Origin of the sequence: Pseudomonas marginalis (genome assembly GCF_001645105.1) — a bacterium.
Classification (GTDB): domain Bacteria; phylum Pseudomonadota; class Gammaproteobacteria; order Pseudomonadales; family Pseudomonadaceae; genus Aquipseudomonas; species Aquipseudomonas petroselini.
In genome coordinates this window covers 306850-330780 of sequence record NZ_LKEG01000052.1, presented here as the reverse complement: position 1 = coordinate 330780, position 23931 = coordinate 306850, and the positions used below count along the sequence as shown (strand labels likewise).

At 59.4% G+C, this 23931-nt stretch carries 21 protein-coding genes; 19 read left to right on the top strand and 2 right to left on the bottom strand.

Annotated elements, in window-relative coordinates; all coding sequences use genetic code 11:
* Positions 1-111: 111 nt before the first annotated feature.
* From yaaA to AO064_RS23615, 13 genes are all read left to right on the top strand, one after another.
* Positions 112-891, top strand: a complete 780-nt coding sequence (gene yaaA / locus AO064_RS23675; protein ID WP_064054808.1) for a peroxide stress protein YaaA — start codon at positions 112-114, stop codon at positions 889-891.
* A gap of 836 nt (positions 892-1727) precedes the next feature.
* A complete protein-coding gene (locus AO064_RS23670; protein ID WP_012722336.1) occupies positions 1728-3044 on the top strand; it encodes a nucleotide sugar dehydrogenase in 1317 nt (438 codons plus the stop codon).
* An 83-nt stretch (positions 3045-3127) separates the two neighbouring features.
* Positions 3128-4609 (top strand): mannuronan synthase, encoded by a 1482-nt coding sequence (gene alg8 / locus AO064_RS23665; RefSeq protein WP_162471071.1) that lies wholly within the window; start codon positions 3128-3130, stop codon positions 4607-4609.
* Positions 4610-4646: 37 nt separating this feature from the next.
* Complete coding sequence (locus AO064_RS23660) at positions 4647-5813, top strand: alginate biosynthesis protein Alg44 (RefSeq protein ID WP_012722334.1); 1167 nt, start codon at positions 4647-4649, stop codon at positions 5811-5813.
* Between the two features lie 170 nt (positions 5814-5983).
* Positions 5984-7363 (top strand): alginate biosynthesis TPR repeat lipoprotein AlgK, encoded by a 1380-nt coding sequence (gene algK / locus AO064_RS23655; RefSeq protein ID WP_012722333.1) that lies wholly within the window; start codon positions 5984-5986, stop codon positions 7361-7363.
* Positions 7360-8847: an alginate export family protein gene (locus AO064_RS23650; RefSeq protein ID WP_064054807.1), complete on the top strand. Its 1488-nt coding sequence runs from the start codon at positions 7360-7362 to the stop codon at positions 8845-8847. Before algK ends, AO064_RS23650 begins: the two co-directional genes overlap by 4 nt.
* Complete coding sequence (gene algG, locus AO064_RS23645; RefSeq protein ID WP_064054806.1) at positions 8847-10436, top strand: mannuronan 5-epimerase AlgG; 1590 nt, start codon at positions 8847-8849, stop codon at positions 10434-10436. Before AO064_RS23650 ends, algG begins: the two co-directional genes overlap by 1 nt.
* A gap of 11 nt (positions 10437-10447) precedes the next feature.
* A complete protein-coding gene (locus AO064_RS23640) occupies positions 10448-11896 on the top strand; it encodes an alginate O-acetyltransferase (RefSeq protein WP_043206137.1) in 1449 nt (482 codons plus the stop codon).
* A gap of 8 nt (positions 11897-11904) precedes the next feature.
* Positions 11905-13014, top strand: coding sequence for a mannuronate-specific alginate lyase (locus AO064_RS23635; RefSeq protein ID WP_085983627.1), 1110 nt, complete (start codon positions 11905-11907; stop codon positions 13012-13014).
* A gap of 155 nt (positions 13015-13169) precedes the next feature.
* Complete coding sequence (locus AO064_RS23630) at positions 13170-14702, top strand: MBOAT family O-acyltransferase (protein ID WP_012722328.1); 1533 nt, start codon at positions 13170-13172, stop codon at positions 14700-14702.
* 11 nt (positions 14703-14713) lie between these two features.
* Entirely contained in the window at positions 14714-15898 is a 1185-nt protein-coding gene (locus tag AO064_RS23625) for an alginate O-acetyltransferase (RefSeq protein ID WP_012722327.1), read from the top strand.
* A 16-nt stretch (positions 15899-15914) separates the two neighbouring features.
* Positions 15915-16568: an alginate O-acetyltransferase AlgF gene (locus AO064_RS23620; RefSeq protein ID WP_012722326.1), complete on the top strand. Its 654-nt coding sequence runs from the start codon at positions 15915-15917 to the stop codon at positions 16566-16568.
* Positions 16569-16739: 171 nt separating this feature from the next.
* Positions 16740-18191 carry a mannose-1-phosphate guanylyltransferase/mannose-6-phosphate isomerase gene (locus tag AO064_RS23615; RefSeq protein WP_064054805.1) on the top strand — a complete coding sequence of 484 codons (1452 nt, stop codon included), beginning with the start codon at positions 16740-16742 and terminating at the stop codon, positions 18189-18191.
* 819 nt (positions 18192-19010) lie between these two features.
* Here AO064_RS23615 and AO064_RS30790 read toward each other — a convergent pair.
* Positions 19011-19424: a hypothetical protein gene (locus AO064_RS30790; protein WP_012722323.1), complete on the bottom strand. Its 414-nt coding sequence runs from the start codon at positions 19422-19424 to the stop codon at positions 19011-19013.
* A 177-nt stretch (positions 19425-19601) separates the two neighbouring features.
* Between AO064_RS30790 and AO064_RS23600 the strand changes: the two genes are divergently transcribed.
* The 6 genes from AO064_RS23600 (at position 19602) to AO064_RS23570 (ending at position 23052) form a co-directional block, all read left to right on the top strand.
* Complete coding sequence (locus AO064_RS23600; protein ID WP_012722322.1) at positions 19602-20066, top strand: hypothetical protein; 465 nt, start codon at positions 19602-19604, stop codon at positions 20064-20066.
* Positions 20067-20080: 14 nt separating this feature from the next.
* Positions 20081-20893: an SDR family oxidoreductase gene (locus AO064_RS23595; RefSeq protein ID WP_064054803.1), complete on the top strand. Its 813-nt coding sequence runs from the start codon at positions 20081-20083 to the stop codon at positions 20891-20893.
* A gap of 83 nt (positions 20894-20976) precedes the next feature.
* Positions 20977-21378 (top strand): hypothetical protein, encoded by a 402-nt coding sequence (locus AO064_RS23590; RefSeq protein WP_064054802.1) that lies wholly within the window; start codon positions 20977-20979, stop codon positions 21376-21378.
* Positions 21379-21781: 403 nt separating this feature from the next.
* A complete protein-coding gene (locus AO064_RS23580; protein ID WP_082893974.1) occupies positions 21782-22240 on the top strand; it encodes a hypothetical protein in 459 nt (152 codons plus the stop codon).
* Positions 22241-22331: 91 nt separating this feature from the next.
* Complete coding sequence (locus tag AO064_RS23575; protein ID WP_064054800.1) at positions 22332-22604, top strand: hypothetical protein; 273 nt, start codon at positions 22332-22334, stop codon at positions 22602-22604.
* On the top strand, positions 22594-23052 hold the full coding sequence (locus tag AO064_RS23570) for a hypothetical protein (RefSeq protein ID WP_244159543.1): 459 nt from the start codon (positions 22594-22596) through the stop codon (positions 23050-23052). The genes AO064_RS23575 and AO064_RS23570 overlap by 11 nt, the downstream gene beginning before the upstream one ends.
* Before the next feature lie 6 nt (positions 23053-23058).
* Here AO064_RS23570 and AO064_RS23565 read toward each other — a convergent pair whose 3' ends face one another.
* Positions 23059-23922 carry an efflux RND transporter periplasmic adaptor subunit gene (locus AO064_RS23565; RefSeq protein ID WP_012722319.1) on the bottom strand — a complete coding sequence of 288 codons (864 nt, stop codon included), beginning with the start codon at positions 23920-23922 and terminating at the stop codon, positions 23059-23061.
* Positions 23923-23931: the final 9 nt, after the last annotated feature.

Here is a 23931-nt window from a genome sequence, read left to right as displayed (position 1 = left end):
TCCCTCTCCAGAGTCACCGGCCATCATAGCGGATCGCGCCTATCGCCATCATAGGTGGAGTCAAAACGCCCAACCCCCTAGAATCCCTCCACGTTTACAGGAGACGACTTCATGCTGATGGTGATTTCCCCCGCCAAGACCCTCGATTTCGAGTCAAAGCCGGTAACCCCGCGCTTCACCCAGCCGCAATACCTCGACCACTCCCAGGAGCTGATCGAACAATTGCGCGAACTGAGCCCGGCGCAAATCAGCGAATTGATGCACGTATCCGACAAGATCGGCGGCCTCAACGCTGCCCGCTTCGGCAGTTGGACGCCCGCCTTCACCCAAGCCAATGCCAAGCAGGCGTTGCTGGCGTTCAAGGGTGACGTCTACACCGGCCTGAATGCCGACACCTTCAGCGACGCCGATTTCACCTACGCCCAGGACCACCTGCGCATGCTCTCCGGCCTGTACGGCCTGCTGCGCCCGCTGGACCTGATGATGCCGTACCGCCTGGAGATGGGCACCAAACTGCCCAACGCCCGTGGCAAGGACCTGTACGCCTTCTGGGGCACCCGCATCAGCGAGTGGCTCAATGAAGCACTGGCCGCACAAGGTGATGACGTGCTGCTCAACCTGGCCTCCAACGAGTACTTCTCGGCGGTCAAGCGCACCGCCCTGAACGCGCGGATCATCAACACCGAGTTCAAGGACCTCAAGAACGGCCAGTACAAGATCATCAGTTTCTACGCCAAAAAGGCCCGGGGCATGATGAGCCGCTTCGTGATCGAAGAACGCATCAACGACCCGGCCAAGCTCAAGCAGTTCGATGTGCAGGGCTATCGCTTCAATGCCGAGCAGTCGAAGCCTGACAACCTGGTGTTTTTGCGCGATCACGCACCGGAATAAAGCCCTGCTCCGACCTCATCGACGCTAAAAATCAAATGTGGGAAGGGCAAGCCCCCTCCCACATTTTTGCCTGCATTCCACGCCCGAAATCGTCATTATTTTGGCGTCAAAAAATATTCAGGCGCTTCCCTAAAAATTCTTTCACTCGACATTTGTCGTTTTTTTTCGTAGTGGCACCAATTTTTTAAAACACTGGTGGCACAAAACTATCCCTTCGCGCCAACTCCCTATAACTACTGGCCCAAATAGCAAGTGCTATCAATATACTACCAGTGCCATCTTTCCTAATATTTCAAGAAATTTCTGGAAACAGGATGAGCGGCCTGGAACTTCGTCCTAAAGCACTGCTCATACCACCGGTAACGAAATTCTCTGTTCCTGTAGGAGATGACTTACATGGCAGACCAATGGAAGTAGCAAAGTTGTCACATGAACTTTGACTCAGTGGTCACATTACCAACCGATTAGTTGAGAGCGGCGATAAGGATCAATTGCCACGAACTATAGGCCAAGGCTGTGCTTACCCTAATGGGTCAGTGATAAAACCCAAGGCATTGATAGTTAAAGGCTAAACGCCTCTATCAAGGTCCTGCGGCACTGGCGCCAAGCCCTTCTCCCAGGAAGGCTGGCTGCATTTGAGGGCAAGCCCCAATAACAAGGCCAAGTTGCGCACAACTTGAGTGCAATAGTTAGTCACTCACTATTTAACATGCCTGTACGCGGTAAGTCGGCGTCTATTCGCCTAACTTTCGCGGCATCAGTGACGCTTGCAAACATGAATTCCGGCCTTAATAGGCACGATTAACACAGTCTTGAATGACGAAGAGGTAAATGCGATGCGCATCAGCATATTTGGTCTCGGTTACGTTGGCGCAGTATGTGCCGGTTGCCTGTCTGCCCGTGGCCACGAAGTGGTCGGCGTAGACATCTCCAAGGACAAGATTGACCTGATCAATGCAGGCAAATCGCCAATCGTTGAACCGGGTCTGGGCGAACTGTTGAGCCAGGGTATCGAAACCGGCCGGCTGCGCGGCACGACCAATTTCGCCGAAGCCATTCGCGACACCGACTTGTCGATGATTTGCGTCGGCACGCCAAGCAAGAAAAACGGCGACCTGGAACTGGATTACATCGAAGCGGTGTGCCGCGAAATCGGCCTGGTCCTGCGTGACAAAGCCACTCGCCACACCGTGGTCGTGCGCAGCACCGTTCTGCCTGGCACCGTGGCCAACGTGGTGATCCCGATCCTTGAAGACTGCTCGGGCAAAAAAGCCGGCGTCGACTTCGGTGTCGCGGTCAACCCGGAATTCCTGCGTGAATCCACCGCCATCGCCGACTACGACCTGCCACCGATGACCGTCATCGGCGAATTCGACAAAGCCTCCGGCGATGTCCTGCAGTCGCTGTACGAAGAACTCGACGCGCCGATCATCCGCAAGGACATCGCTGTCGCCGAAATGATCAAGTACACCTGCAACGTGTGGCACGCCACCAAGGTCACCTTCGCCAACGAGATCGGCAACATCGCCAAGGCTGTCGGCGTCGACGGTCGCGAAGTGATGGAAGTGGTCTGCCAGGACAAGACCCTCAACCTGTCCCAGTACTACATGCGCCCAGGCTTCGCGTTCGGCGGCTCGTGCCTGCCAAAAGACGTGCGCGCCCTGACTTACCGCGCAGGTTCCCTGGACGTGGAAGCACCGCTGCTCAACTCGCTGATGCGCAGCAACGAGTCCCAGGTGCAGAACGCCTTCGACATCGTCTCCAGCCACGACAAACGCCGCATCGCCTTGCTGGGCCTGAGCTTCAAGGCCGGCACCGATGACCTGCGCGAAAGCCCGCTGGTCGAACTGGCCGAAATGCTGATCGGCAAGGGTTACGACCTGAGCATCTACGACAGCAACGTCGAGTACGCCCGTGTCCACGGTGCAAACAAAGACTACATCGAAGGCAAGATCCCGCACGTGTCGTCCCTGCTCAATTCGGACTTCGATGACGTGATCAACAACTCCGACGTGATCATCCTGGGCAACCGCGATGAGAAGTTCCGTGCCCTGGCGCATAACGCACCGCACGGCAAGCAAGTCGTCGACCTGGTGGGCTTCATGTCCGCAGCCACCAGCGTCAGCGGCCGCACCGAAGGCATTTGCTGGTAACAGCAACGGCAAGTTCCGGGCTGCAAGCGTACCAATCCCCAGCGCTTGCAGCCTGGAGCCTTCTTCACCTTCGGATGACGCTTATGTCCAAGTTAAAACACGTACTGCTCCAATCCGCCGGCTGGCTGTTCTTTCTGAGCCTGCTGATGGGTCTCGCCGCGTTGTTGCCGGCGAGTACGTTCGACTCCGAGTCGAAGAATTTTATTTTCCTGATTGGCGCCGTCGGTATCTGGCGCTACTCGATGGGTGCAACGCATTTCTTTCGCGGCATGCTGTTCCTGTACGTGGTCTACCCGCACCTGCGCCGTAAAGTGCGCAAGCTGGGCAAGGCTGCCGACCCGTCCCATGTGTTCCTGATGGTCACCAGTTTCCGTATCGATGCGCTGACCACCGCGCAGGTCTACAGCTCGGTGATCCGTGAAGCCATCGAATGCGGCTTCCCCACCACCGTGGTCTGCTCGCTGGTGGAAATGTCCGATGAGCTGCTGGTGAAGAGCCTGTGGGAACGCATGAACCCGCCGGAGCATGTGAAGCTCGACTTCGTGCGTATCGCCGGCACCGGCAAGCGCGATGGCCTGGCATTCGGTTTCCGCGCCATCTCCCGCCACCTGCCGGACGACCGTGCCGTGGTTGCGGTGATCGACGGCGACACCGTGCTCGCCGAAGGCGTCGTGCGCAAGACCGTGCCGTGGTTCCAGCTGTTCGGTAATGTCGGTGGCCTGACCACCAACGAGTTCTGCGAAGTACGCGGCGGCTACATCATGAGCGAGTGGCACAAACTGCGCTTCGCCCAACGCCACATCAACATGTGCTCCATGGCCCTGTCCAAGCGCGTACTGACCATGACCGGTCGTATGTCGGTGTTCCGTGCCAGCGTCGTCACCGACCCGGGCTTTATCGCCGACGTGGAAAGCGACTCGCTGCAACACTGGCGCCTGGGCCGCTTCAAATTCCTCACCGGTGATGACAAATCCAGCTGGTTCAGCCTGATGCGCCTGGGCTACGACACCTTCTACGTGCCGGATGCGGCGATCAACACCGTGGAACACCCACCGGAAAAGAGCTTTATCAAGGCCAGCCGCAAGCTGATGTTCCGCTGGTACGGCAACAACCTGCGCCAGAACTCCCGCGCCCTGGGCCTGGGTGTTCGCCGCCTCGGCCTGTTCACCAGCGTGGTGCTGTTCGACCAGCGCGTGTCGATGTGGACCTCCCTGCTCGGCCTGACCGTGGCGATCATCGCCACCTTCAAGTACGGCGGCGCGTTCATCCTTGCGTACCTGCTGTGGATCGGCATCACTCGCCTGATCCTGACCCTGCTGCTGTCGTGCTCCGGCCACACGATCGGCCCGGCGTACCCGATGATTCTCTATTACAACCAGATCATGGGCGCGTTGGTGAAGATCTACGTGTTCTTCCGCCTTGATCAACAGTCCTGGACCCGCCAGGACACCAAACTGACCCGCGATTTGGCCAGCTTTCAACGTTGGTTCAACACCTGGTCGTCTCGGACCATGACCTTCTCCGCCGGCAGCATCTTCGTTGCCGTGTTGCTGATGATGGTCTGACCCTGCCAAGCCTGAATTAACTCTAGGAAATGCCCTGATGAACAGTCCAGTAAACGCCAACGTAGTCCACGAATCCGAAGCCCAGCGCCAGCACGCCCGTGTCAAAATCCCGGCCAAGCTGCGCTTCTTCAACACTGACCGCACCCAGACCGAAGCACGGGTGATCGACCTCTCCGCCGGCGGCCTGGCGTTCACCGCCACCCAACCGCTGACCATCGGTGAAGTGCACAAGGGTCGCCTGCAGTTCGTCATCGATAACCTCGGCCTGGCGATGGACGTGGAGCTGCAGATTCGCTCCTACGATCGCCAGACCGGCCGCACCGGTTGCCAGTTCCAGAACCTCGACGCCCAGGATATTTCCACCCTGCGCCACCTGATCACTTCGCACCTGTCCGGTGACATCGTGACCATGGGCGACGTGCTGGCGACCTTGCAGCGCGACAACTTCACCAAGGCGCGCAAGGTCAAGGACAGCGGCAGCAATATGAGCGCCTTCGGCCGCCTGCGCGCCGTGACGTTCAGCCTGGCGATCTTCCTGGTGGGCCTGGCGGCGTTCGGCTTTGTCTTCAAGTCGGTGTATGGCATGTATTTCGTCAGCCACGCACAGGCTGGCCTGGTGAGCGTGCCCGGCATGAACGTAACGATGCCGCGCGACGGCACCGTGCAAAGCTTGCTCAAAGGTGACGCGATCGCCGCCAAAGGCGCGCCGCTGGCGACCTTCAGCACCAGCATGCTCGATGTGCTCAAGGGCCACTTGGACGAAGACCAACTGCAACCGGCCAAGGTTGAGGAACTGTTCGGCAAGCAAATGACTGGCACCTTGACGTCGCCGTGCGACTGCATCGTTGCCCAGCAACTGGTCGCCGACGGTCAGTACGCCAGCAAAGGCGACGTGATCTTCCAACTGGTGCCGCGCGGCGCCCAGGCCAATGTTGAAGCACGCTTCACCTACCGTCAGTTCGCTGATGTTCGCCCAGGTACACCCGTGAGCTTCCAGGTGGCCGACGAAGAACAGCTGCGCACCGGCACCATCGTCAGCAGCACCAGCCTGAACAGCGCCGACCTGTCCTCCGACATCCGCGTACAGATCAAACCTGACGCACCGCTGGACAGCACCTACGCCGGCCGCCCAGTCGAAGTGATCAGCGACCGTGGCCCATCGCTGAACTGGCTGATCGATAAAGCCATGGCCCACGGTCTGTAAGCGAGGACATGCCTGTGATGACTATCCCAAACACACCGCATTCCCTGCGGGAGCGGGCTTGCTGTGGCGAGGGCGCTTGCTCCCGTTCGACAGCGCAGCTGGAGCCGGCTTTTGGGGGCGCTACGCACCCCAGCGGGAGCAAGCTCCCTCGCCACAAAAGCAGTTGCCAATTGGGTTCAGTAGCGTTGCTGGCACTCGCAGTCAGCCTCGCCGGTTGCGCCGGCCTGCCCGACCAACGCCTGGCCAATGAAGCGCTCAAGCGTGGCGACACCGTCACCGCGCAGCAGAATTACCAGCAACTGGCAGACCTGGGTTACAGCGAGGCCCAAGTGGGCCTGGCCGATATCCAGGTAGGCACCCGCGACCCGGCGCAAATCAAACAGGCTGAAGCCACTTACCGTGCGGCGGCGGACACCTCGCCCCGTGCCCAAGCACGCCTCGGTCGCCTGCTGGTAGCCAAGCCAGGCAGCACCGAAGCCGAACACCATGAAGCCGAAGGCCTGCTGAAAAAAGCCTTCGCCAATGGCGAAGGCAACACGCTAATCCCGCTGGCGATGCTGTACCTGCAATACCCGCACAGCTTTCCGAATGTGAACGCCCAGCAGCAGATCAGCAAGTGGCAAGCAGCGGGTTATCCGGAAGCCGGCTTGGCCCAGGTGCTGCTGTATCGCACCCAGGACACCTACGACCAGCATCTGGATGATGTCGAGCGCATCTGTAAAGCCGCGCTGAACACCACCGACATCTGCTACGTCGAGCTGGCCACCGTCTACCAGAAAAAAGCCGAGCCCGAAAAACAGGCCGAACTGCTCAAGCAGATGGAAGCCGGTTACAGCCGTGGCACCGTCACCGCTCAGCGTGTTGATAGCGTGGCACGTGTGTTGGGCGACGCCTCCCTGGGCAAGCCTGACGAGAAAACCGCCCAGGCCCTGCTGGAAAAAATCGCCCCTGGCTACCCGGCTTCATGGGTCAGCCTGGCGCAACTGCTCTACGACTTCCCAGAATTGGGCGACGTCGACCAGATGATGAAGTACCTGGACAACGGCCGCGCCGCCGACCAGCCGCGCGCCGAGCTGTTGCTGGGCAAGCTCTACTACGAAGGCAAGTGGGTGCCGGCGGACGCCAAGGCGGCCGAAGCGCATTTCCAGAAAGCCGTGGGCCGCGAAGTGGCCGCCGATTACTACCTCGGCCAGATCTACCGCCGTGGCTACTTGGGCCAGGTCTACTCGCAAAAAGCCCTGGATCACTTGCTGACCGCTGCGCGCAACGGCCAGAACAGCGCCGACTTCGCCATCGCCCAGTTGTTTTCCCAAGGCAAGGGCACCAAGCCCGACCCATTGAATGCCTATGTCTTCAGCCAATTGGCTAAAGCCCAGGACACGCCAGAGGCCAATGACTTGGCCACGCAGCTGGAAGCACCGCTGACGCCTGAGCAACGCGCTCAAGGCCAACGCCTGGTGCAACAGGAACTGGCCACCCGCGGCACCCTGGCCCAGAGCACGCTGCAACTGCACGCCCTGGAAGAAGAAGACGGCGAGGAATCCCTATGAAGCTCAACCCATTCGTCAAAGCCGGCATCGGCCTGACCTTCGCCTTGCTGTGGTCGTGCCCGACCCTGGCCGCACTGACCGAAGCGAAGAACTTCGGCCTGGAAGTCAAAGCCACCGCACAGTCCGAAGATGACCGTGACCTCGGCACGCAGAAAGGCGGCGACGTCAACGGCATCGGCCTCGACCTGCGCCCGTGGATCTACGGCGAAAGCGGCGCGTGGAGCGCCTACGCCATGGGCCAGGCAGTGGTGTCGAGCGACATCATCGAGACCGACACCCTGCAACAATCGGCGGATGACGAAAACCAGCAGACCACCAACGACGACCGCAAGACCAAGAAAAACTACTTGGCCATGCGCGAATTCTGGGTCGGCTACAGCGGCTTCACGCCCTACCCCGGCGAGATCCTCAAGCTGGGTCGCCAACGCCTGCGCAATGACGACGGCCAATGGCGCGACACCAACATCGAGGCGCTGAACTGGACCTTCGACACCACCCTGCTCAAGGCCAATGTCGGCGTCGCTGAACGCTTCAGCGAATACCGCACCGACCTCAAGGAACTGTCGCCCAAGGACAAGGATCGCCAGCACCTCTACGCTGACGCCGCCTACCAGTGGACGCCCGGCCAGTGGGTCGGCCTGCGTGGTCACCACACCCATGACAACGGCAAGCTCGACTTCCCGGAACCCGGCGTGCCCACCGACTCGCTGGACAAACGCGAGAACGGCGACCTGACCTGGCTCGGCATCGAAGCCAACAGCGACGCCTACAACTGGCGCAACACCAACACGGTCAATTACTGGGCCAGCGTCACCGGCATGAGAGGCGACCGCGATTCGGTCAATGCCTTGAACGCCGACGGCACCCGCCCGACAGAGGCCAAGCGCAGCGATGACGTCAGTGGCTGGGCTACCGACCTGGGTATCCGCTTGCGTCTGGACCCTCAATGGCAAGTGGGTGCGGCCTACGCCCGCGCCAGTGCCGAATACGAGCAGAACGGCCTGCAAAGCAACCGTTCGAACTTCACCGGCACCCAATCCCGCCTGCACCGTTTCGGCGAAGCGTTTCGCGGCGAGATGAACAACATGCAGTCCATGAGCCTGTTCGGTTCCTGGCAGCTGCGCGAGGACTACGACGCCAGCCTGGTGTACCACAAGTTCTGGCGTGTCGACGGCAACAAGCCGGTGGGCAGCAACGGTATCGACGCCGTGCAGAACAACACCGACGACGTGACCGGCGCGATCCTGTCCAGCACTTCCCTGCCGCTTGAAGACGGCAAGAAAGGCCTGGGCCAGGAGATGGACTTGGTGGTCACCAAGTACTTCAAGAAAGGCCTGCTGCCGGCCGCGCTCAGCCAGTCGATCGACGAACCGTCGGCCCTGGTGCGCTTCCGGGCGGGTGTGTTCAAGCCGGGTGATGCCTATGGCAGCCAGGTCGACTCGTACATGCACCGCGCGTTTGTCGACGTGATCTGGAAATTCTGATGGGAGCCTGCGCAATGAACCCTCAAGCCCTCAAAGGCTCGGCCATGCTGGCGGCAGCGATGCTGCTGGCAAGCGGTGCTGCCATGGCCGATGTCGCGCCGCAGGCTAAAGCGCCGACCATCGCCAAAGAACTGCAACAGGCCAAGACCTACACCATCTCCAGCCCGCCGACCGCGCCGCTGGAAATGGCCAAGCCGGCCCTGCCCGACCTGTCGGGCTACACCGACGCGGCGATGGAAAAGAAGATCGTGCGCGCCAAGCCGGGCAAAATCAGCATCCGCCGCATGATGCAGGAAGACGCCCTCAAGGACTTCATCGGCGGTGACAACAAGATGGCTGAATGGGTGGTGCGCCAGCACGGCATTCCCCAGGCGATCTTCATCGACGACGGCTACATGAACCTCAAGGACTTGCTCGGCAAAGTGCCTAAGCAGTACCTGAGCGAAACCTCGCCGGGTGTGTTCCTGGCCAAGCTGCCGATCGTGGTCGGACGCAAGGGCATCCTGGAAATCGACAAGAAAACCCAAGAGCTGCGCCTGTCCCAGGAAGCCGGTTCGTTCCTGATCAACGACGGCCAGCTGTTTGTGCGTGACACCAAAGTCACCGGCTGGAGCGAAAAGGCCAACGGCCCCGCGCTGTACAAGTCACCCAAGGAGTTCCGCCCGTTCCTGCTGGCCTGGGGCGGTACCGAGACCTACATCTCCAACACCAAGATGGCCAGTTTCGGCTACGCCAACAGTAAGTCGTACGGGGTGAGTATTTCCCAGTACACGCCGAACATGGCCAAGGTGCTCAAGCGCGCTGAGCCGACGGGCTGGATCATCGACTCCGAGTTCTCGGACATGTGGTACGGCTTCTACTGCTACGAGACCACAGGCTTTGTGATCAAGGGCAATACCTACAAAGACAACATCGTCTACGGCATTGACCCCCACGACCGTTCCCACGGCCTGATCATCGCGGACAACACCGTCTACGGCACCAAGAAGAAGCACGGCATCATCATTTCCCGGGAAGTGAACGACAGCTTCATCTTCAATAACCGCAGCTACGACAACAAGCTGTCGGGCCTGGTACTCGACCGTAACAGCGTCAACAACTTCGTCGCCGACAACGAGTTCTACCGCAACCACACCGACGGCATCACGCTCTATGAGAGCGGCGACAACCTGCTGTGGGGCAACAAGGTGATTGCCAACCGTCGCCACGGTATCCGGGTGCGTAACAGCGTCAACATCAAGCTGTACGAAAACACCTCGATGGCCAACGGCCTGACCGGCCTCTACGGCCACATCAAGGACTTGACCGACACCGACCGCGACATCGCCCTCGACCCGTTCGACGCCAAGGTCTCGCTGATCGTGGTCGGCGGTGAACTGGCGGGTAACGGTAGCGGGCCGCTGTCCATCGACTCGCCGTTGAGTGTCGAGTTGTACCGCGTGTCGATGCTGGCGCCGACCAAATCCAGCGGCATCAGCTTCAACGGCGTGCTGGGCGATCGCCAGGAAGAGATTCTCGACCTGTTGGTGCGCCAGCAGAAAGCCGTGCTGATCGACCCTGTCGAACGCCAGACCGAATTGCAGGACTGAGGATGACCCTTATGCACCCACACATGATCAAATTGCTGAGCCTCTCGGGTCTGACCCTCGGCCTGCTCGCGGCCAGCCAGGGCGTGCGCGCCGACGAAATCAAGGCGCCGACCTTCACCGCCGAACCGTGCTGCAGCCTGTGCCCGGCCGCCCACGACGCGAAGAACTACACCACGCGTTACCAGCAGAACTTCACCACCCTAGTGCAAGCCCAGGGCGACTGGCTGTTCCGTACCCAGGAAGACCTGCGCACCGAATTCGACACCACCCCGTCCGGCTACAAGCGCATGCAGCAGTTGCACGATGCGTTCAAGGCCAAGGGCGTGGAACTGGTGGTGGTCTACCAGCCGACCCGTGGCCTGGTGAACCGCAACAAACTCAACCCGGAAGAAAAGGCCAAGTTCGATTTCGACAAGGCGTTGGGCAACTACAAGACCATGCTTGGCCGTTTCGCCAAGATGGGCTACGTAGTGCCGGACCTGTCGCCGTTGACCAACGAGCAGCTTCCGGACGAATTGCCGGCCCACGATTTCTACTTCCGCGGCGACCAGCACTGGACCCCGTACGGCGCCCAGCGCACCGCGAAAATCGTCGCGGCCAAGGTTAAGCAAATGCCTGAGTACGCCGAGATTCCCAAGCGCGAATTCGAGACCAAGCGCTCCGGGCGCATGGGCAAGACCGGTACCTTGCACAACATGGCCGGGCAACTCTGCGGCACCAGCTACGCGATCCAGTACATGGACCAGTTCACCACCGAGCCCAAGGGCGAAGCGGGCGACGGCGACCTGTTCAGCGATTCGGGCAACCCGCAGATCACCTTGGTCGGCACCAGCCACAGTGGCAAGAACTACAACTTCGCCGGCTTCCTGGAAGAGGAAATCGGTGCCGACATCCTCAACGTCGCCTTCCCTGGCGGCGGCCTGGAAGGTTCGATGATCCAGTACCTGGGCAGCGACGAATTCCAGAAGAGCCCGCCGAAAATTCTCATCTGGGAATTCTCGCCGCTGTATCGCCTCGACCAGGAAACCATCTACCGCCAGATGATGGCGCTGCTGGACAACGGCTGCGAAGGCAAGACCGCGCAGATGAGCGCCAGCACCACATTGAAACCCGGCAAGAACGAATTGCTGGTTAACAGTTCGAACAAAGACCTGCGCAACGCCAACCATCAGGTTGATATCCGCTTCGCCGATCCGTCGGTGAAAACCTTGCAAGCCACCCTCTGGTACATGAACGGGCGCCACGAGGACATCAAGATCGAGAAACCCGAAACATCCGATACAGACGGGCGTTTCGCCTTTGAACTGCGCACCGATGAAGACTGGGCCTCGCAGAACTTGCTGGCCGTGGAAGTGCAGGGCCCCGAAGCGGGCGCTGCCGCGCAGAAAGTCGAAGCGAAAATTTGCACACGCAACGTATTCCCGGCGGGCGGTCAACAGACCGCTGCTGCCGGGCAATGAGGTTACCTATGCAGAAGTTATTGATTCCAACGCTGCTGGGCCTGGCGATGTTCGCCGGCTCAGTCAACGCCGCCGCGCCACTGCGTCCACCCCAGGGGTATTTCGCCCCGGTGGAAGCGTTCAAGACCGGCGACTTCAAGAATGACTGCGACGCCATGCCGCCGCCGTACACCGGCTCGCTGCAATTTCGCAGCAAGTACGAAGGCTCGGACAAGGCCCGTTCCACGCTGAACGTGCAATCCGAAAAAGCCTTTCGCGACAGCACCGCCGACATCACCAAGCTGGAAAAAGACACCAGCAAGCGCGTGATGCAGTTCATGCGCGACGGTCGTCCGGAGCAGCTGGAATGCACCTTGAATTGGCTTACGAGCTGGGCCAAGGCCGACGCGTTGATGTCCAAGGACTTCAACCACACCGGCAAATCCATGCGCAAATGGGCATTGGGCAGCATGGCTTCGGCCTATGTGCGCCTGAAGTTCTCGGACTCGCACCCGCTGGCCAACCACCAGCAGGAATCGCAGCTGATCGAAGCCTGGTTCAACAAACTGGCCGATCAGGTGGTGAGCGATTGGGACAACCTGCCGCTGGAAAAAACCAACAACCACTCCTACTGGGCCGCCTGGTCGGTGATGGCAACGTCCGTCGCCACCAACCGCCGCGACCTGTTTGATTGGGCCGTCAAGGAATACAAGGTCGGCGTGAACCAGGTCGATGACCAGGGCTTCCTGCCGAACGAGCTGAAGCGTCAGCAACGGGCGCTGTCGTACCACAACTACGCCCTGCCGCCGCTGTCGATGATCGCCAGTTTTGCCCTGGTCAACGGTGTGGACCTGCGCCAGGAAAACAACAGCGCGCTCAAACGCCTGGGCGACAAAGTGCTGGCCGGGGTGAAAGACCCGGAGATCTTCGAGAAGAAAAACGGCAAAGAGCAGGACATGAAAGACCTCAAGGAAGACATGAAATACGCCTGGCTTGAGCCCTTCTGCACCCTCTACACCTGCGCCCCGGATGTGATCGAGCGCAAGCACGGGATGCAGCCGTTCAAGACGTTCCGCCTCGGGGGTGACCTGACCAAGGTCTACGACCCGACGCATGAAAAAGGCAACAAAGGTTCCTGACGAAACACGGTAAAAAATGTGGGAGGGGGCTTGCCCCCTCCCACAGTTTGAGTCGGTTTCGTCAGTAGGAATGTAGTACCGCCCTCCCCGTCTTTTCGTGGGGGGTTTGGGGGGGCTCTGGCCCTTGACTGTTGGTTAAACATGGAGAGATCGGGATGGTTTTCTCGTCCAATGTGTTCCTGTTTCTGTTCTTGCCGATCTTTCTCGGCTTGTACTATTTGAGCGGGCAACGCTATCGCAACCTGCTGCTACTGTTGGCCAGCTACGTGTTCTACGCCTGGTGGCGAGTGGACTTCCTGGCGCTGTTCGCCGCTGTGACGCTGTGGAACTACTGGATCGGCCTCAAGGTCGGTGCAGCCGGCGTGCGCACCAAGCCGGCTCAACGCTGGCTGCTGTTGGGCGTGGTGGTCGACCTGTGCATCCTCGGCTACTTCAAGTACGCCAACTTCGGCGTCGACAGCATCAACGTGATGATGAAGTCGGCGGGCCTTGAGCCGTTCATCCTGACCCACGTGCTGTTGCCGATCGGTATCTCGTTCTACATCTTCGAGTCCATCAGCTACATCATCGACGTGTACCGTGGCGATACCCCGGCGACCCGCAACCTGATCGACTTTGCGGCGTTCGTGGCGATTTTCCCGCACCTGATTGCCGGCCCGGTGTTGCGTTTCCGCGACCTGGCCGACCAGTTCAACAACCGCACCCACACCCTCGACAAGTTCTCCGAGGGCTGCACGCGGTTCATGCAGGGTTTCATCAAGAAGGTCTTCATCGCCGACACCCTGGCGGTGGTGGCCGACCATTGCTTCGCCCTGCAAAACCCGACGACCGGCGATGCCTGGTTGGGCGCGCTGGCCTATACCGCACAGCTGTACTTCGACTTCTCCGGCTACAGCGACATGGCCATCGGCCTGGGCTTGATGATGGGTTTCCGCTTCATGGAAAACTTCAAGCAGCCGTACATCAGCCAGTCGATCACCGAGTTCTGGCGTCGCTGGCACATCAGCCTTTCCACCTGGCTGCGTGACTACCTGTACATCACCCTGGGCGGCAACCGTAAAGGCACGCTGACCACTTACCGCAACCTGTTCCTGACCATGCTGCTCGGTGGCCTGTGGCACGGTGCGAACATCACTTACATCGTGTGGGGCGCCTGGCATGGCATGTGGCTGGCGATTGAAAAAGCCATCGGCCTCAACACCTCGCCGCGCAGCTTCAACCCCGTGCGTTGGGCCTTTACCTTCCTGCTGGTGGTGATGGGCTGGGTGATCTTCCGCGCCGAAAACCTGCACGTCGCCGGCCGCATGTACGGTGCAATGTTCAGCTTTGGCGAGTGGTCGCTCTCGGAACTCAACCGCGCCAACCTCACCGGCCTGCAAGTGGCAACCCTGGTGGTGGCGTACGCAACATTGGCGTTCTTTGGCCTGCGCGACTTCTACACCAACCGCCCTGCCGAGAAAACCAAACCAGCCGATCCGAGCCTGATCAAGGCCGTACCGGGCGACAACCCCGGCAGCATCCACGAGCCAGGCTTCACCGTTGGCCAGGATGCCGCCGTGCAACCGGCCTACTGGACCGCTGACTGGCCACGCTACGCCATGCGCGCTGCAGTGCTGCTGCTGTTCGTGGCGTCGATTCTCAAACTGTCGGCGCAGAGTTTCTCGCCGTTCCTTTACTTCCAATTTTGAGGGAGCCGACCATGACCCGATCATTGCGCGTCCTCTATATCGGCCTGTTCCTGGTGCTGCTGCTAGCCCTGGGCGCCTGGTCGCTGCGCAGTTTCTTCGGCTTCAGCACCAATGCCGACGCGACCGTGCTCAACGGTCGCTGGACCAAGGCCGTCGAAACCCACTACGACGAGGAGTTCCCGATCAAGCGATTGGGCACCAACCTCTGGGCGGCGCTGGACTACAAGCTGTTCAACGAAGGCCGCCCTGGCGTGGTGCTGGGCCGCGATCACTGGCTCTACAGCGACGAGGAGTTCAACCCTGCCGTCAACGAAGACCAGAACCTTGAAGGCAACTACGCGCTGGTCGAAGGCGTACGCCAGAAGCTCAAAGCCCAAGGCATTCAGCTGGTGATGGCAATCGTGCCGGCCAAGGTGCGCCTGTACCCGGAACACTTGGGTGAGGTCAAACCGGCCAGCATCCACGCCAACCTGTACCAGGACTTCCATGCCCGTGTCGCTGCCGACAAGATCATCGCCCCGGACCTGCTCGGCCCGCTGCAACAGGCCAAGCTCGGCGGCAAGCAAGTGTTCCTGCGTACCGACACTCACTGGACCCCGGACGGTGCTGAAATCGCCGCCAAGCAGTTGGCCAAGACCATCGCCGACAAGACGCCGCTCAACGGTGAGCCACAGCGCTTTGTCACCGAAGCGGAGAAGACCGAACCGCACAAAGGCGACCTGCGTCTATTCCTGCCGCTGGACCCGCTGTTCGAAAACCTGATGCCGCCTAAAGAGCCGCTGGAAAAACGCGTGACGCACCTGGCCGAAACCAAAGGCGACGACGCGCTGTTCAGCGACAGCGAAACCCCAGTGGCACTGGTGGGCACCAGCTACAGCGCCAACCCTAACTGGAACTTCGTCGGCGCCCTCAAGCAAGCCCTGGGCAGCGACGTGATCAGCTACGCCGAAGACGGCCATGGCCCGATCCTGCCGATGCTCAGCTACCTCAAAAGCGATGACTTCAAGAACAACCCGCCTCAGGTGCTGATCTGGGAGTTTCCTGAACGTTATCTGCCCGTGAACAACGAAATCGGTGATGCCGACCCCTCGTGGGTTGCGCAGCTTAAACAAGCCGGTTCGCGCCAACAGAACATGGCACTGAATACACCCGTTAACCATCAAAAATCCGAGACGCCCGACCGGGCGCAAAACTGAAAGAGAGGTAACTCACATGACTTTCACTACTACTCCGCGTCGTCTCGCTAAGACTCTGGCCCTGGCTGCCGGTATGAGCGTGGTATCCCTGTCCGCCTTCGCCGGTGACGCTGCCTTGTACGGCCCTGTCGCACCGAAAGGCTCAAGCTTCGTGCGCGTCTACAACGCCTCCAACCAGGAAGTCAGCGCGACGGTTGGCAGCACCAACCTCAGTGAAGTGGCCCCGCTGGCCAGCAGCGACTTCAGCTTCATGCCGGGGGGTGACTACAGCGCCAAGATCGGCAGCCAGACCGTGCCGGTCAAACTCGCCGCCGATCACTACTACACCTTGGTCAACAACAGCAGCGGCCAGCCCCAGCTGATCGAAGAACCGCCGTTCAAGAACAAGCAGAAATCCCTGGTGCGCGTGCAGAACCTCAGCGACAAGGCCCTGACCCTGAAAACCGCTGATGGCAAGACGGATGTGGTCAAGTCGGTGGCGGCCAAGGGCCGTGGCGAGCGCGAGATCAACCCGGTGAAGGTGAGCCTGGCGCTGTATGACGGCGACAAAAAAGTCGGCGACGTGAAGCCGGTGGCCCTGGAACGCGGTGAGGCCGCGGTGCTGTACGTGACCGGTTCGGGTTCGAGCATTTCGCCAGTCTGGGTAAAACGCCCGGTATCGACCCGCTAACTATTTTCCTGTGGGAGCCGGGCTTGCCCGCGATGGCATCACCTCGGTGTCACTGACAGACCGAGTCGCCTGCATCGCAGGCAAGCCGGCTCCCACAAGGACCGAGACAAAAACAAGAGTGAAACGACAAACCTTCGTAGCTCTGACCCAAATTGATTCAAGGAGAAACACATGATCCCAGTAATCCTCTCCGGTGGTAGCGGCTCACGTCTTTGGCCGCTTTCGCGTAAACAGTTCCCGAAACAATTCCTGGCCCTGACCGGCGAGCACACGCTGTTCCAGCAAACCCTGGAACGCCTGGTGTTCGAAGGCATGGACACCCCGATCGTGGTCTGCAACAAGGACCACCGTTTTATCGTCAACGAGCAATTGGCCAACCGTAAACTGGAATGCCAACGCATCCTTATGGAACCCTTCGGGCGCAACACCGCGCCGGCCGTGGCCCTGACGGCAATGATGCTGGTCAATGAAGGCCGCGACGATCTGATGCTGGTGCTGCCGGCCGACCACGTGATCGACGACCAGAAAGCCCTGCAACGCGCCCTGGCCCTGGCCACCGTGGCCGCTGAACGCGGCGAGATGGTGTTGTTCGGCGTGCCGGCGACCCGTCCGGAAACCGGTTATGGCTACATCAAGTCCACCAACGATTCGCTGCTGCCGGAAGGCGTGAGCCGCGTGCAGCAGTTCGTGGAAAAGCCGGATGAAAAACGCGCCGTCGAGTTCGTCAAAAGCGGCGGTTATTTCTGGAACAGCGGCATGTTCCTGTTCCGCGCCAGCCGGTTCCTTGAAGAGCTGAAAAAGCACGATCCCGACATCTACGACACCTGCGTGCTGACCCTGGAGCGCAGTGAACAGACCGCCGACACCGTGACGTTGGACGATGCCACCTTCGCTTGCTGCCCGGACAATTCCATCGACTACGCCGTGATGGAAAAAACCCAGCGTGCCTGCGTGGTACCGCTGAGTGCCGGTTGGAGCGATGTGGGTTGCTGGGCCTCGCTGTGGGCCGTCAACGACAAGGACATCCACGGTAACGTCAGCAAAGGCGACGTGGTCATCCAGGACAGCCGCAACTGCATGATCCACGGCAACGGCAAACTGGTGTCGGTGATCGGCCTGGACAACATCGTAGTGGTGGAAACCAAAGACGCGATGATGATTGCCCACAAGGACAAGGTCCAGGGCGTCAAGCAGATGGTCTCGACCCTCAACGACCAGGGCCGCAGCGAAACCCAGAACCACTGTGAAGTCTATCGTCCGTGGGGCTCCTACGACTCGGTGGACATGGGCGGGCGTTTCCAGGTCAAGCACATCTCGGTCAAGCCGGGCGCCTGTTTGTCCCTGCAGATGCACCACCACCGCGCCGAACACTGGATCGTGGTCAGCGGCACGGCCGAGGTCACCTGTGACGAGAACGTGTTCCTGCTCACGGAGAACCAGTCCACCTACATCCCGATCGCCTCGGTGCATCGCTTGCGCAACCCGGGCAAGATCCCGTTGGAGATCATCGAAGTGCAATCTGGCAGTTATTTGGGCGAAGACGATATCGAACGCTTTGAAGATATCTACGGTCGCTCGACACCGGTTGAACGTGGCGTTTCGGTGAAAACTATCGCGCAGTAAAACAGTCGTACAAGAAGCACTCACCCAGCCCATTGCGTCCCCTATCCGCAGTGGGTTGGGTGGGGGCTTTTTTAATTCAACGCCCGCTTACTTTGACGTCGACGGGGCCCCCCAGGCCGACGGGGAGTAGGCGTTATAAGTACCGCTATTGTTGCCGCTTGAGCCCGCGCTGCTGTATCTGTCCTTGCCAACCTCCTCGGCCGCCCTGCCTCCCCAGACCAAGGCCCCGCCCAATAACTTCCCGGTAACGCCACCGCTGTTGACCAGCCTCTTCCCGATGCCCTGCGCCATTGCACCGCCCAGGGTGATAACAGCCCCTTTCGTCTTTTCCTTGTCCTCAGGTTTGATATTAAGCGCGGTAGGCATGCGCGCACTGACGTGGTTGCTGACACCCTGCATCAGCGTTTGCCGCAAGTTCGTGAGCCCCATACCTTGCATGCGGGGCAAAGAAGACGCAGCGCCTCCTTCGTATTGCGCTGGGTTGATGGATACTTGCGCGGTAGGCGCAGGTGCGGAGGCAGGTGCTACGAAAGTAGTCTGCGTAGGGGCAAGGGTATTTGAAACCGTCATAGGGCATCTCACTTCATAAGAATACGGTCGGATTCCTTCATAGTTCAGCGTGCGTTTCCATGCTCAAACTCTGTGGGAAAATATTCCAAACCGGTTCCTGTATGAAGGAAATAAACACCTGCCCTGCAGGATCAGGTTCGGCGGCATCCTCTGCGCAATTCAGGCAATATCCCGTTGGAGAACATTGCACAGCAACACCGCAGACCTGTCCTTTTCACGGGATGACCTTGCAGGCTTTATGAAGCACCGTTAATGAGCTCCGGCTTTATCAAATTTATCCGCACCGTACGACTGGGCAACTTTACCCCCCACCACCATGGCGATGCCCAAGGCCTTAGAAAGAGAGCCACCACCGGAGGCCATTTTTTGCCCAGCCTCCTGGGCTGCCATGCCGCCCATGGCGATACCAAACCCCTTGGCATGCTTGGCAGTCATACCGCTATCGCGTAGTTCCGTTGAAGGCGCTTGCAACAGGGTTTGCCCCAGGTTTGTAAGCTTGTGATTCTGCATCCGGCCAGGCGGACGTGAACTCGGTTCTACGTTCTTGTGTGTGGACGCGCCAGCATCGTTCGGCGTTGGTGCTCGCTGAGCAGTGATGAGAGAGGTCACCACCGAGGCGAGGGCTGAGGTGACCGCGGGCGCAAGAAGGGCTGCGATAGTCATTATTCATCTCACTTGATCAGACTGCGTGGATATCGTCCTGGATAAACCGTATTTCCCTATGTTGGCTCTGTGGAAAAAACGCGTTGTTAGGTTCCTCATAAAGGAAAACCGATCCTGCGATAGGCATCCAGGCCATCGCGCGAGTAGGATGTTTTATCCGCATATGAGACTGTCACCATGTTCTTTGGCGTTCTACTGATCATCACTTGGCTGATCCTGCTACTGCGCTACCCGGCCAGAGCCTTGCCCGTGTCGCTGGCCGCCGCTGTCGGCCTCGGGCTCATAGCGATCTGGGTGGTGTGGCTGGATAATCGCGAAGCCTCACAACTGGCCCGCCTGGAACTGCGCATTACCTACGCCCCAGAAGAATGCCCGGCCGACCGCCCACTCAAACTGACCCTGAACAACGGCAACGACGTGCCCCTCACCGAGCTGCGTTGGCGCGTCGCCGCCTATGCGCCGGGCGACACCGTCAACCTCGCCGACAACGTCTACGCCGCCCCACGCTACCGCGGCCCAGGTGAGTTGCAGGCCGGCGCCACCTGGGACGATTGCCTGCCCACACCGCCTTTACGCCCCGGCTACCGCCCGCAAACCCTGGAATTTCGTGCCGAGCACCTGCAAGGCAGTTTCTCGGACTGACAAAGGACTGACCCATGCCCAACGTACTCATCACCGGTTGCTCCAGCGGTATCGGCCGCGCCCTCGCCGATGCCTTCAAGACCGCCGGCTACGACGTGTGGGCCAGCGCTCGCCGTGCGGAAGATGTCGCCGGTTTGTCCGCCGCAGGCTTTAACGCCGTGCAATTGGACGTCAACGACAGCGCCGCCCTGCAACGGCTCGCCGAACAACTGGGCGAACTGGATGTGCTGGTCAACAACGCCGGCTATGGCGCCATGGGGCCGTTGCTGGACGGCGGCACCGAGGCGATGCAGCGCCAATTCGAGACCAATGTGTTTTCCATCGTCGGCGTGACCCAGGCGCTGTTCCCTGCCCTGCGTCGCAACAAAGGGTTGGTGGTCAACATCGGCAGCGTTTCCGGCGTGCTGGTGACGCCATTTGCTGGCGCGTACTGCGCCTCCAAAGCCGCTGTGCATGCATTGAGCGATGCATTGCGCATGGAACTGGCGCCCTTTGGCGTGAGCGTCATGGAAGTGCAACCCGGCGCCATCAACACCCACTTCGCCAAAAACGCCGGCGCCCAGGCCGAACTGTTGATCAATGAACAATCGCCGTGGTGGCCGTTGCGCGACGGCATTCGTGCGCGCAGCCAGGCCTCTCAAGACAAACCGACCTCGGCCAGCGTGTTTGCAGCGGATGTGCTCAAGGCCGTCCAGCAACCTCAGGCGCCGCGCCTGCTACGTTCGGGCAATGGCAGTCGGGCGTTGCCATTGATGGCGGCATTGTTGCCCAAGGGGTTGTTGGAGACGGTGTTGAAGAAACGCTTTGGGCTGACCGGTTCGCTCTAACCTTTCATTCCAGTCAATAACCCCCTGCACTTTCAGCGGCAAATACCAAGCCTCTGCCATACCCCTGCCAGCGAGCCTCACTGATGATTGACTACAGCGATTTTTTTGAAGAAGTGATCCAGACCCACGTCGAAATCGAGCAATGGTTTGCCGGCGTTGCACCCGAAGGCACCTTGCAAAACCTGCTTGCGCGTTTCTCGCCGGCGTTCAGCATGATCGCTCCCGCTACCGGCACACGGGTCAATGCGGCCGGGGTGAATGCGCTGTTCACGCGCTTGGGTGGCATGCGCCCGGGGTTGAAAATCACCTTGAGCGAGATGGCCGGGATTGACCGGCATGCGCGTGGCGCCACGGTGACTTACCGCGAGCATCAGATCGACGACAGCGGCACCCGGACGGACCGCCGTGCCACGGTGATCTTTGAGAAGCAGGCCAGCGGCGCACTGCTGTGGCGCCACCTGCATGAGACGTTTATCGCGCCATGAAATAACCATCAGGCCGGTTCCTACATAAAACAGCGAACGGCCTGACATCACGCCAAGGAAACTATCCGCAGGCTCTTTCACCTCTGTCTACTCACAGGTGAAAGGATGCCAAGCGATTTCCTGCGAAGCGGTGTGCCAGATGCGCACACCACGACTCGCCAAGAGCGCGCAAAGTTAACAAGCGAAGTGTTACGCCTGAAAAACCCTCGCCATCCCAGCGCGATCATTCGCCTGAAACAGCTATCTGGGGAGTTGCCCAGACGCTTCAGCAATTCCCAAATACGCCTAAGCATCATGACTCAGATCAACGATCAAATCGGAGCCACTTTGGCTGTTGCGGGTAGCAGCCTATCCGGGAACGTCAACCACGTAATCATTGCACTGTACGAGGAGTTCGACAGCCATGAAATATAGCGTCGACCCCTTCCGGGAGTATTTAATTTGGCGACGTTACGCGTACCGCTTTTTACCGACATGGGGGGCGACCTTACTGCTTTGCTTGAACGCGATTGCCGGCAACATGGCACATAGCCTTTCGTACTACGCAAAGGTCTATCACTTTTCCACCGAATATACTTTCGGAACCGGCGTAGCACTCTGCTTGATCTTCTACACGGGGCAAACGATGTTGTGGGACGGATCCCGCCATGCATTTCGAGTGCTTATACCCCTGACTATCGCGAATATCTTGCTCGCGATCGCCTATCTCAGCAGTCATGCTGTGACATTGCTCAACGTATTGCCGCTATTCTCGGCGCTGCTCTACATCTTGGTTATCAACTCAAAAAATCACCGGCGTTATACCAGTATCTTGCGGGTCAAACGCCGTCGCAAAGCCAGAGCCAAAACGATATTCCAGTAACCGACCTCAATCTTCCGACAAATCCCGTACGATCACGGTACAAGTGATACCCGCCGCCCCCCTTTCGGCCCCCTGAGTCTGGGCGACCACCATGAGAATAACCGGGCGCCAGGAACGCGCAAAGCTGACAAACGAAGTTCTACTTCTGCAGAACCCTCGTCATCCTCGCGAAATAGTCCGCTTACAGCAGTTGGCCGGAAAACTTCCAAAACGTTTCAGCAATGTCCAATTACGTCAGGACATTCTCATTCAAATTGCTGATCAGTTAGGCGGCGCTTTTGCAGTAACCGGCAGCGTTCTGTCAGGAAACATCAACCACCTCGTCATCGCCCTCTATGAGGAGTTCGACAGCCATGAGCAATAAAAACGACCCTATGCCAGCGGAGGGAACATTGAGCCGCCACACCAAGCGCTTTGCTTTCACCGTTGGAACGGCGGTAGCCATGATCTTGGCCAGTAGTTCAGGGAACCTGTCACATAGCCTGTCGTACTACGCCCGAATCAACTATCTCCCCAGCGAATATGCGATAGCGGCATGCCTTTTATTAATATTGGCAATGTGCGTTGGGTCAGCGCTGATCGCGGCGGGCTTACGTTCAGGGTCGACACTACTTGTAGGCGTCGCGACACTGAACGCATTACTGTCGGCTGGCTACTTAGGAAATCATCCCATTACTCTGTTTGCAGTATTTCCCTTGTTTCAATCATTGGTCTGCCTGCTGATGCTCAACACAAGAAACCACCGCCGATACGTCAGTATCTTGCAGGTCAAACGCCGTCGCAAAGCCAGAGCCAAAACGATATTCCAGTAACCGACCTCAATCTTCCGACAACTCCCGCACAATCACGGTGCAAGTAATACCCGCCGCCAACAACACACCCTCCGGCACCGCATCAATATGAATACGCACCGGCACCCGCTGGGCCAGGCGCACCCAGTTGAAGGTCGGGTTCACATCGGCGATCAGCTCGCGGCTCTCGGGGTTGTCGCGGTCGTAGATACCGCGCGCGATGCTTTCTACGTGGCCCTTCAGCGTCTCGCCGCTCATCAACTGCATATCGGCTGGGTCACCGACTTTCACATGGGGCAATTTGGTTTCTTCGAAAAAGCCGTAAACCCAGAATGAGTTCATGTCCACCACCGCCATCTTGGCTTCGCCGATACGTGCGTAGTCGCCTCGATGCACGTTGAGGTTGGTGACATAACCATCCACCGCTGCCACCACCTGCGTGCGTTTCAAGTTGAGTTCGGCCGCCTCCAATTGCGCCAGCGCGTGCTGATAATCCGCCAGCGCCGAGTCGGCGATATTGCTGGCGTCGTCGCGGTTTTCCTTGGAGATCACCAGCGCATCGAGGTCAGCACGTCGGTGGGCGTTGACCTTGCGCATTTCCCAGGTGGCTTTGCGGGAGGCTACGAGGGATTGCGCCTGCTTGACGGCGATGCGGTAGTGCTCAGGGTCGATCTGCATCAGCAGGTCGCCCTTTTTCACCCGTTGGTTATCGCGTACCGGCACGTCGACCACTTCACCGGTGACGTCGGCGGCCACATTGATGATGTCGGCGCGTACGCGGCCGTCGCGGGTCCAGGGCGTTTCCATGTAGTGCACCCACAACGTGCGGCCAATCCAGATCGCCAAGGCCAGTACCAGTAAGGTCGCGAGCAGGCTGAAAAACTTTTTCATCGGGGCATT

Excerpts from the sequence above, each read along its gene's own strand:
- algG (WP_064054806.1), top strand. The coding sequence starts at position 8,847 with ATGGGAGCCTGCGCAATGAACCCTCAAGCCCTCAAAGGCTCGGCCATG.
- AO064_RS23640 (WP_043206137.1), top strand. The coding sequence starts at position 10,448 with ATGCACCCACACATGATCAAATTGCTGAGCCTCTCGGGTCTGACCCTC.
- AO064_RS23600 (WP_012722322.1), top strand. The coding sequence starts at position 19,602 with ATGTTCTTTGGCGTTCTACTGATCATCACTTGGCTGATCCTGCTACTG.
- AO064_RS30790 (WP_012722323.1), bottom strand. The coding sequence starts at position 19,424 with ATGACTATCGCAGCCCTTCTTGCGCCCGCGGTCACCTCAGCCCTCGCC.
- AO064_RS23580 (WP_082893974.1), top strand. The coding sequence starts at position 21,782 with ATGAAATATAGCGTCGACCCCTTCCGGGAGTATTTAATTTGGCGACGT.
- AO064_RS23625 (WP_012722327.1), top strand. The coding sequence starts at position 14,714 with ATGACCCGATCATTGCGCGTCCTCTATATCGGCCTGTTCCTGGTGCTG.
- AO064_RS23630 (WP_012722328.1), top strand. The coding sequence starts at position 13,170 with ATGGTTTTCTCGTCCAATGTGTTCCTGTTTCTGTTCTTGCCGATCTTT.
- alg8 (WP_162471071.1), top strand. The coding sequence starts at position 3,128 with ATGTCCAAGTTAAAACACGTACTGCTCCAATCCGCCGGCTGGCTGTTC.
- AO064_RS23570 (WP_244159543.1), top strand. The coding sequence starts at position 22,594 with ATGAGCAATAAAAACGACCCTATGCCAGCGGAGGGAACATTGAGCCGC.
- yaaA (WP_064054808.1), top strand. The coding sequence starts at position 112 with ATGCTGATGGTGATTTCCCCCGCCAAGACCCTCGATTTCGAGTCAAAG.
- AO064_RS23620 (WP_012722326.1), top strand. The coding sequence starts at position 15,915 with ATGACTTTCACTACTACTCCGCGTCGTCTCGCTAAGACTCTGGCCCTG.
- AO064_RS23595 (WP_064054803.1), top strand. The coding sequence starts at position 20,081 with ATGCCCAACGTACTCATCACCGGTTGCTCCAGCGGTATCGGCCGCGCC.
- AO064_RS23590 (WP_064054802.1), top strand. The coding sequence starts at position 20,977 with ATGATTGACTACAGCGATTTTTTTGAAGAAGTGATCCAGACCCACGTC.
- AO064_RS23615 (WP_064054805.1), top strand. The coding sequence starts at position 16,740 with ATGATCCCAGTAATCCTCTCCGGTGGTAGCGGCTCACGTCTTTGGCCG.
- AO064_RS23635 (WP_085983627.1), top strand. The coding sequence starts at position 11,905 with ATGCAGAAGTTATTGATTCCAACGCTGCTGGGCCTGGCGATGTTCGCC.
- AO064_RS23650 (WP_064054807.1), top strand. The coding sequence starts at position 7,360 with ATGAAGCTCAACCCATTCGTCAAAGCCGGCATCGGCCTGACCTTCGCC.
- AO064_RS23565 (WP_012722319.1), bottom strand. The coding sequence starts at position 23,922 with ATGAAAAAGTTTTTCAGCCTGCTCGCGACCTTACTGGTACTGGCCTTG.
- AO064_RS23670 (WP_012722336.1), top strand. The coding sequence starts at position 1,728 with ATGCGCATCAGCATATTTGGTCTCGGTTACGTTGGCGCAGTATGTGCC.
- AO064_RS23660 (WP_012722334.1), top strand. The coding sequence starts at position 4,647 with ATGAACAGTCCAGTAAACGCCAACGTAGTCCACGAATCCGAAGCCCAG.
- AO064_RS23575 (WP_064054800.1), top strand. The coding sequence starts at position 22,332 with ATGAGAATAACCGGGCGCCAGGAACGCGCAAAGCTGACAAACGAAGTT.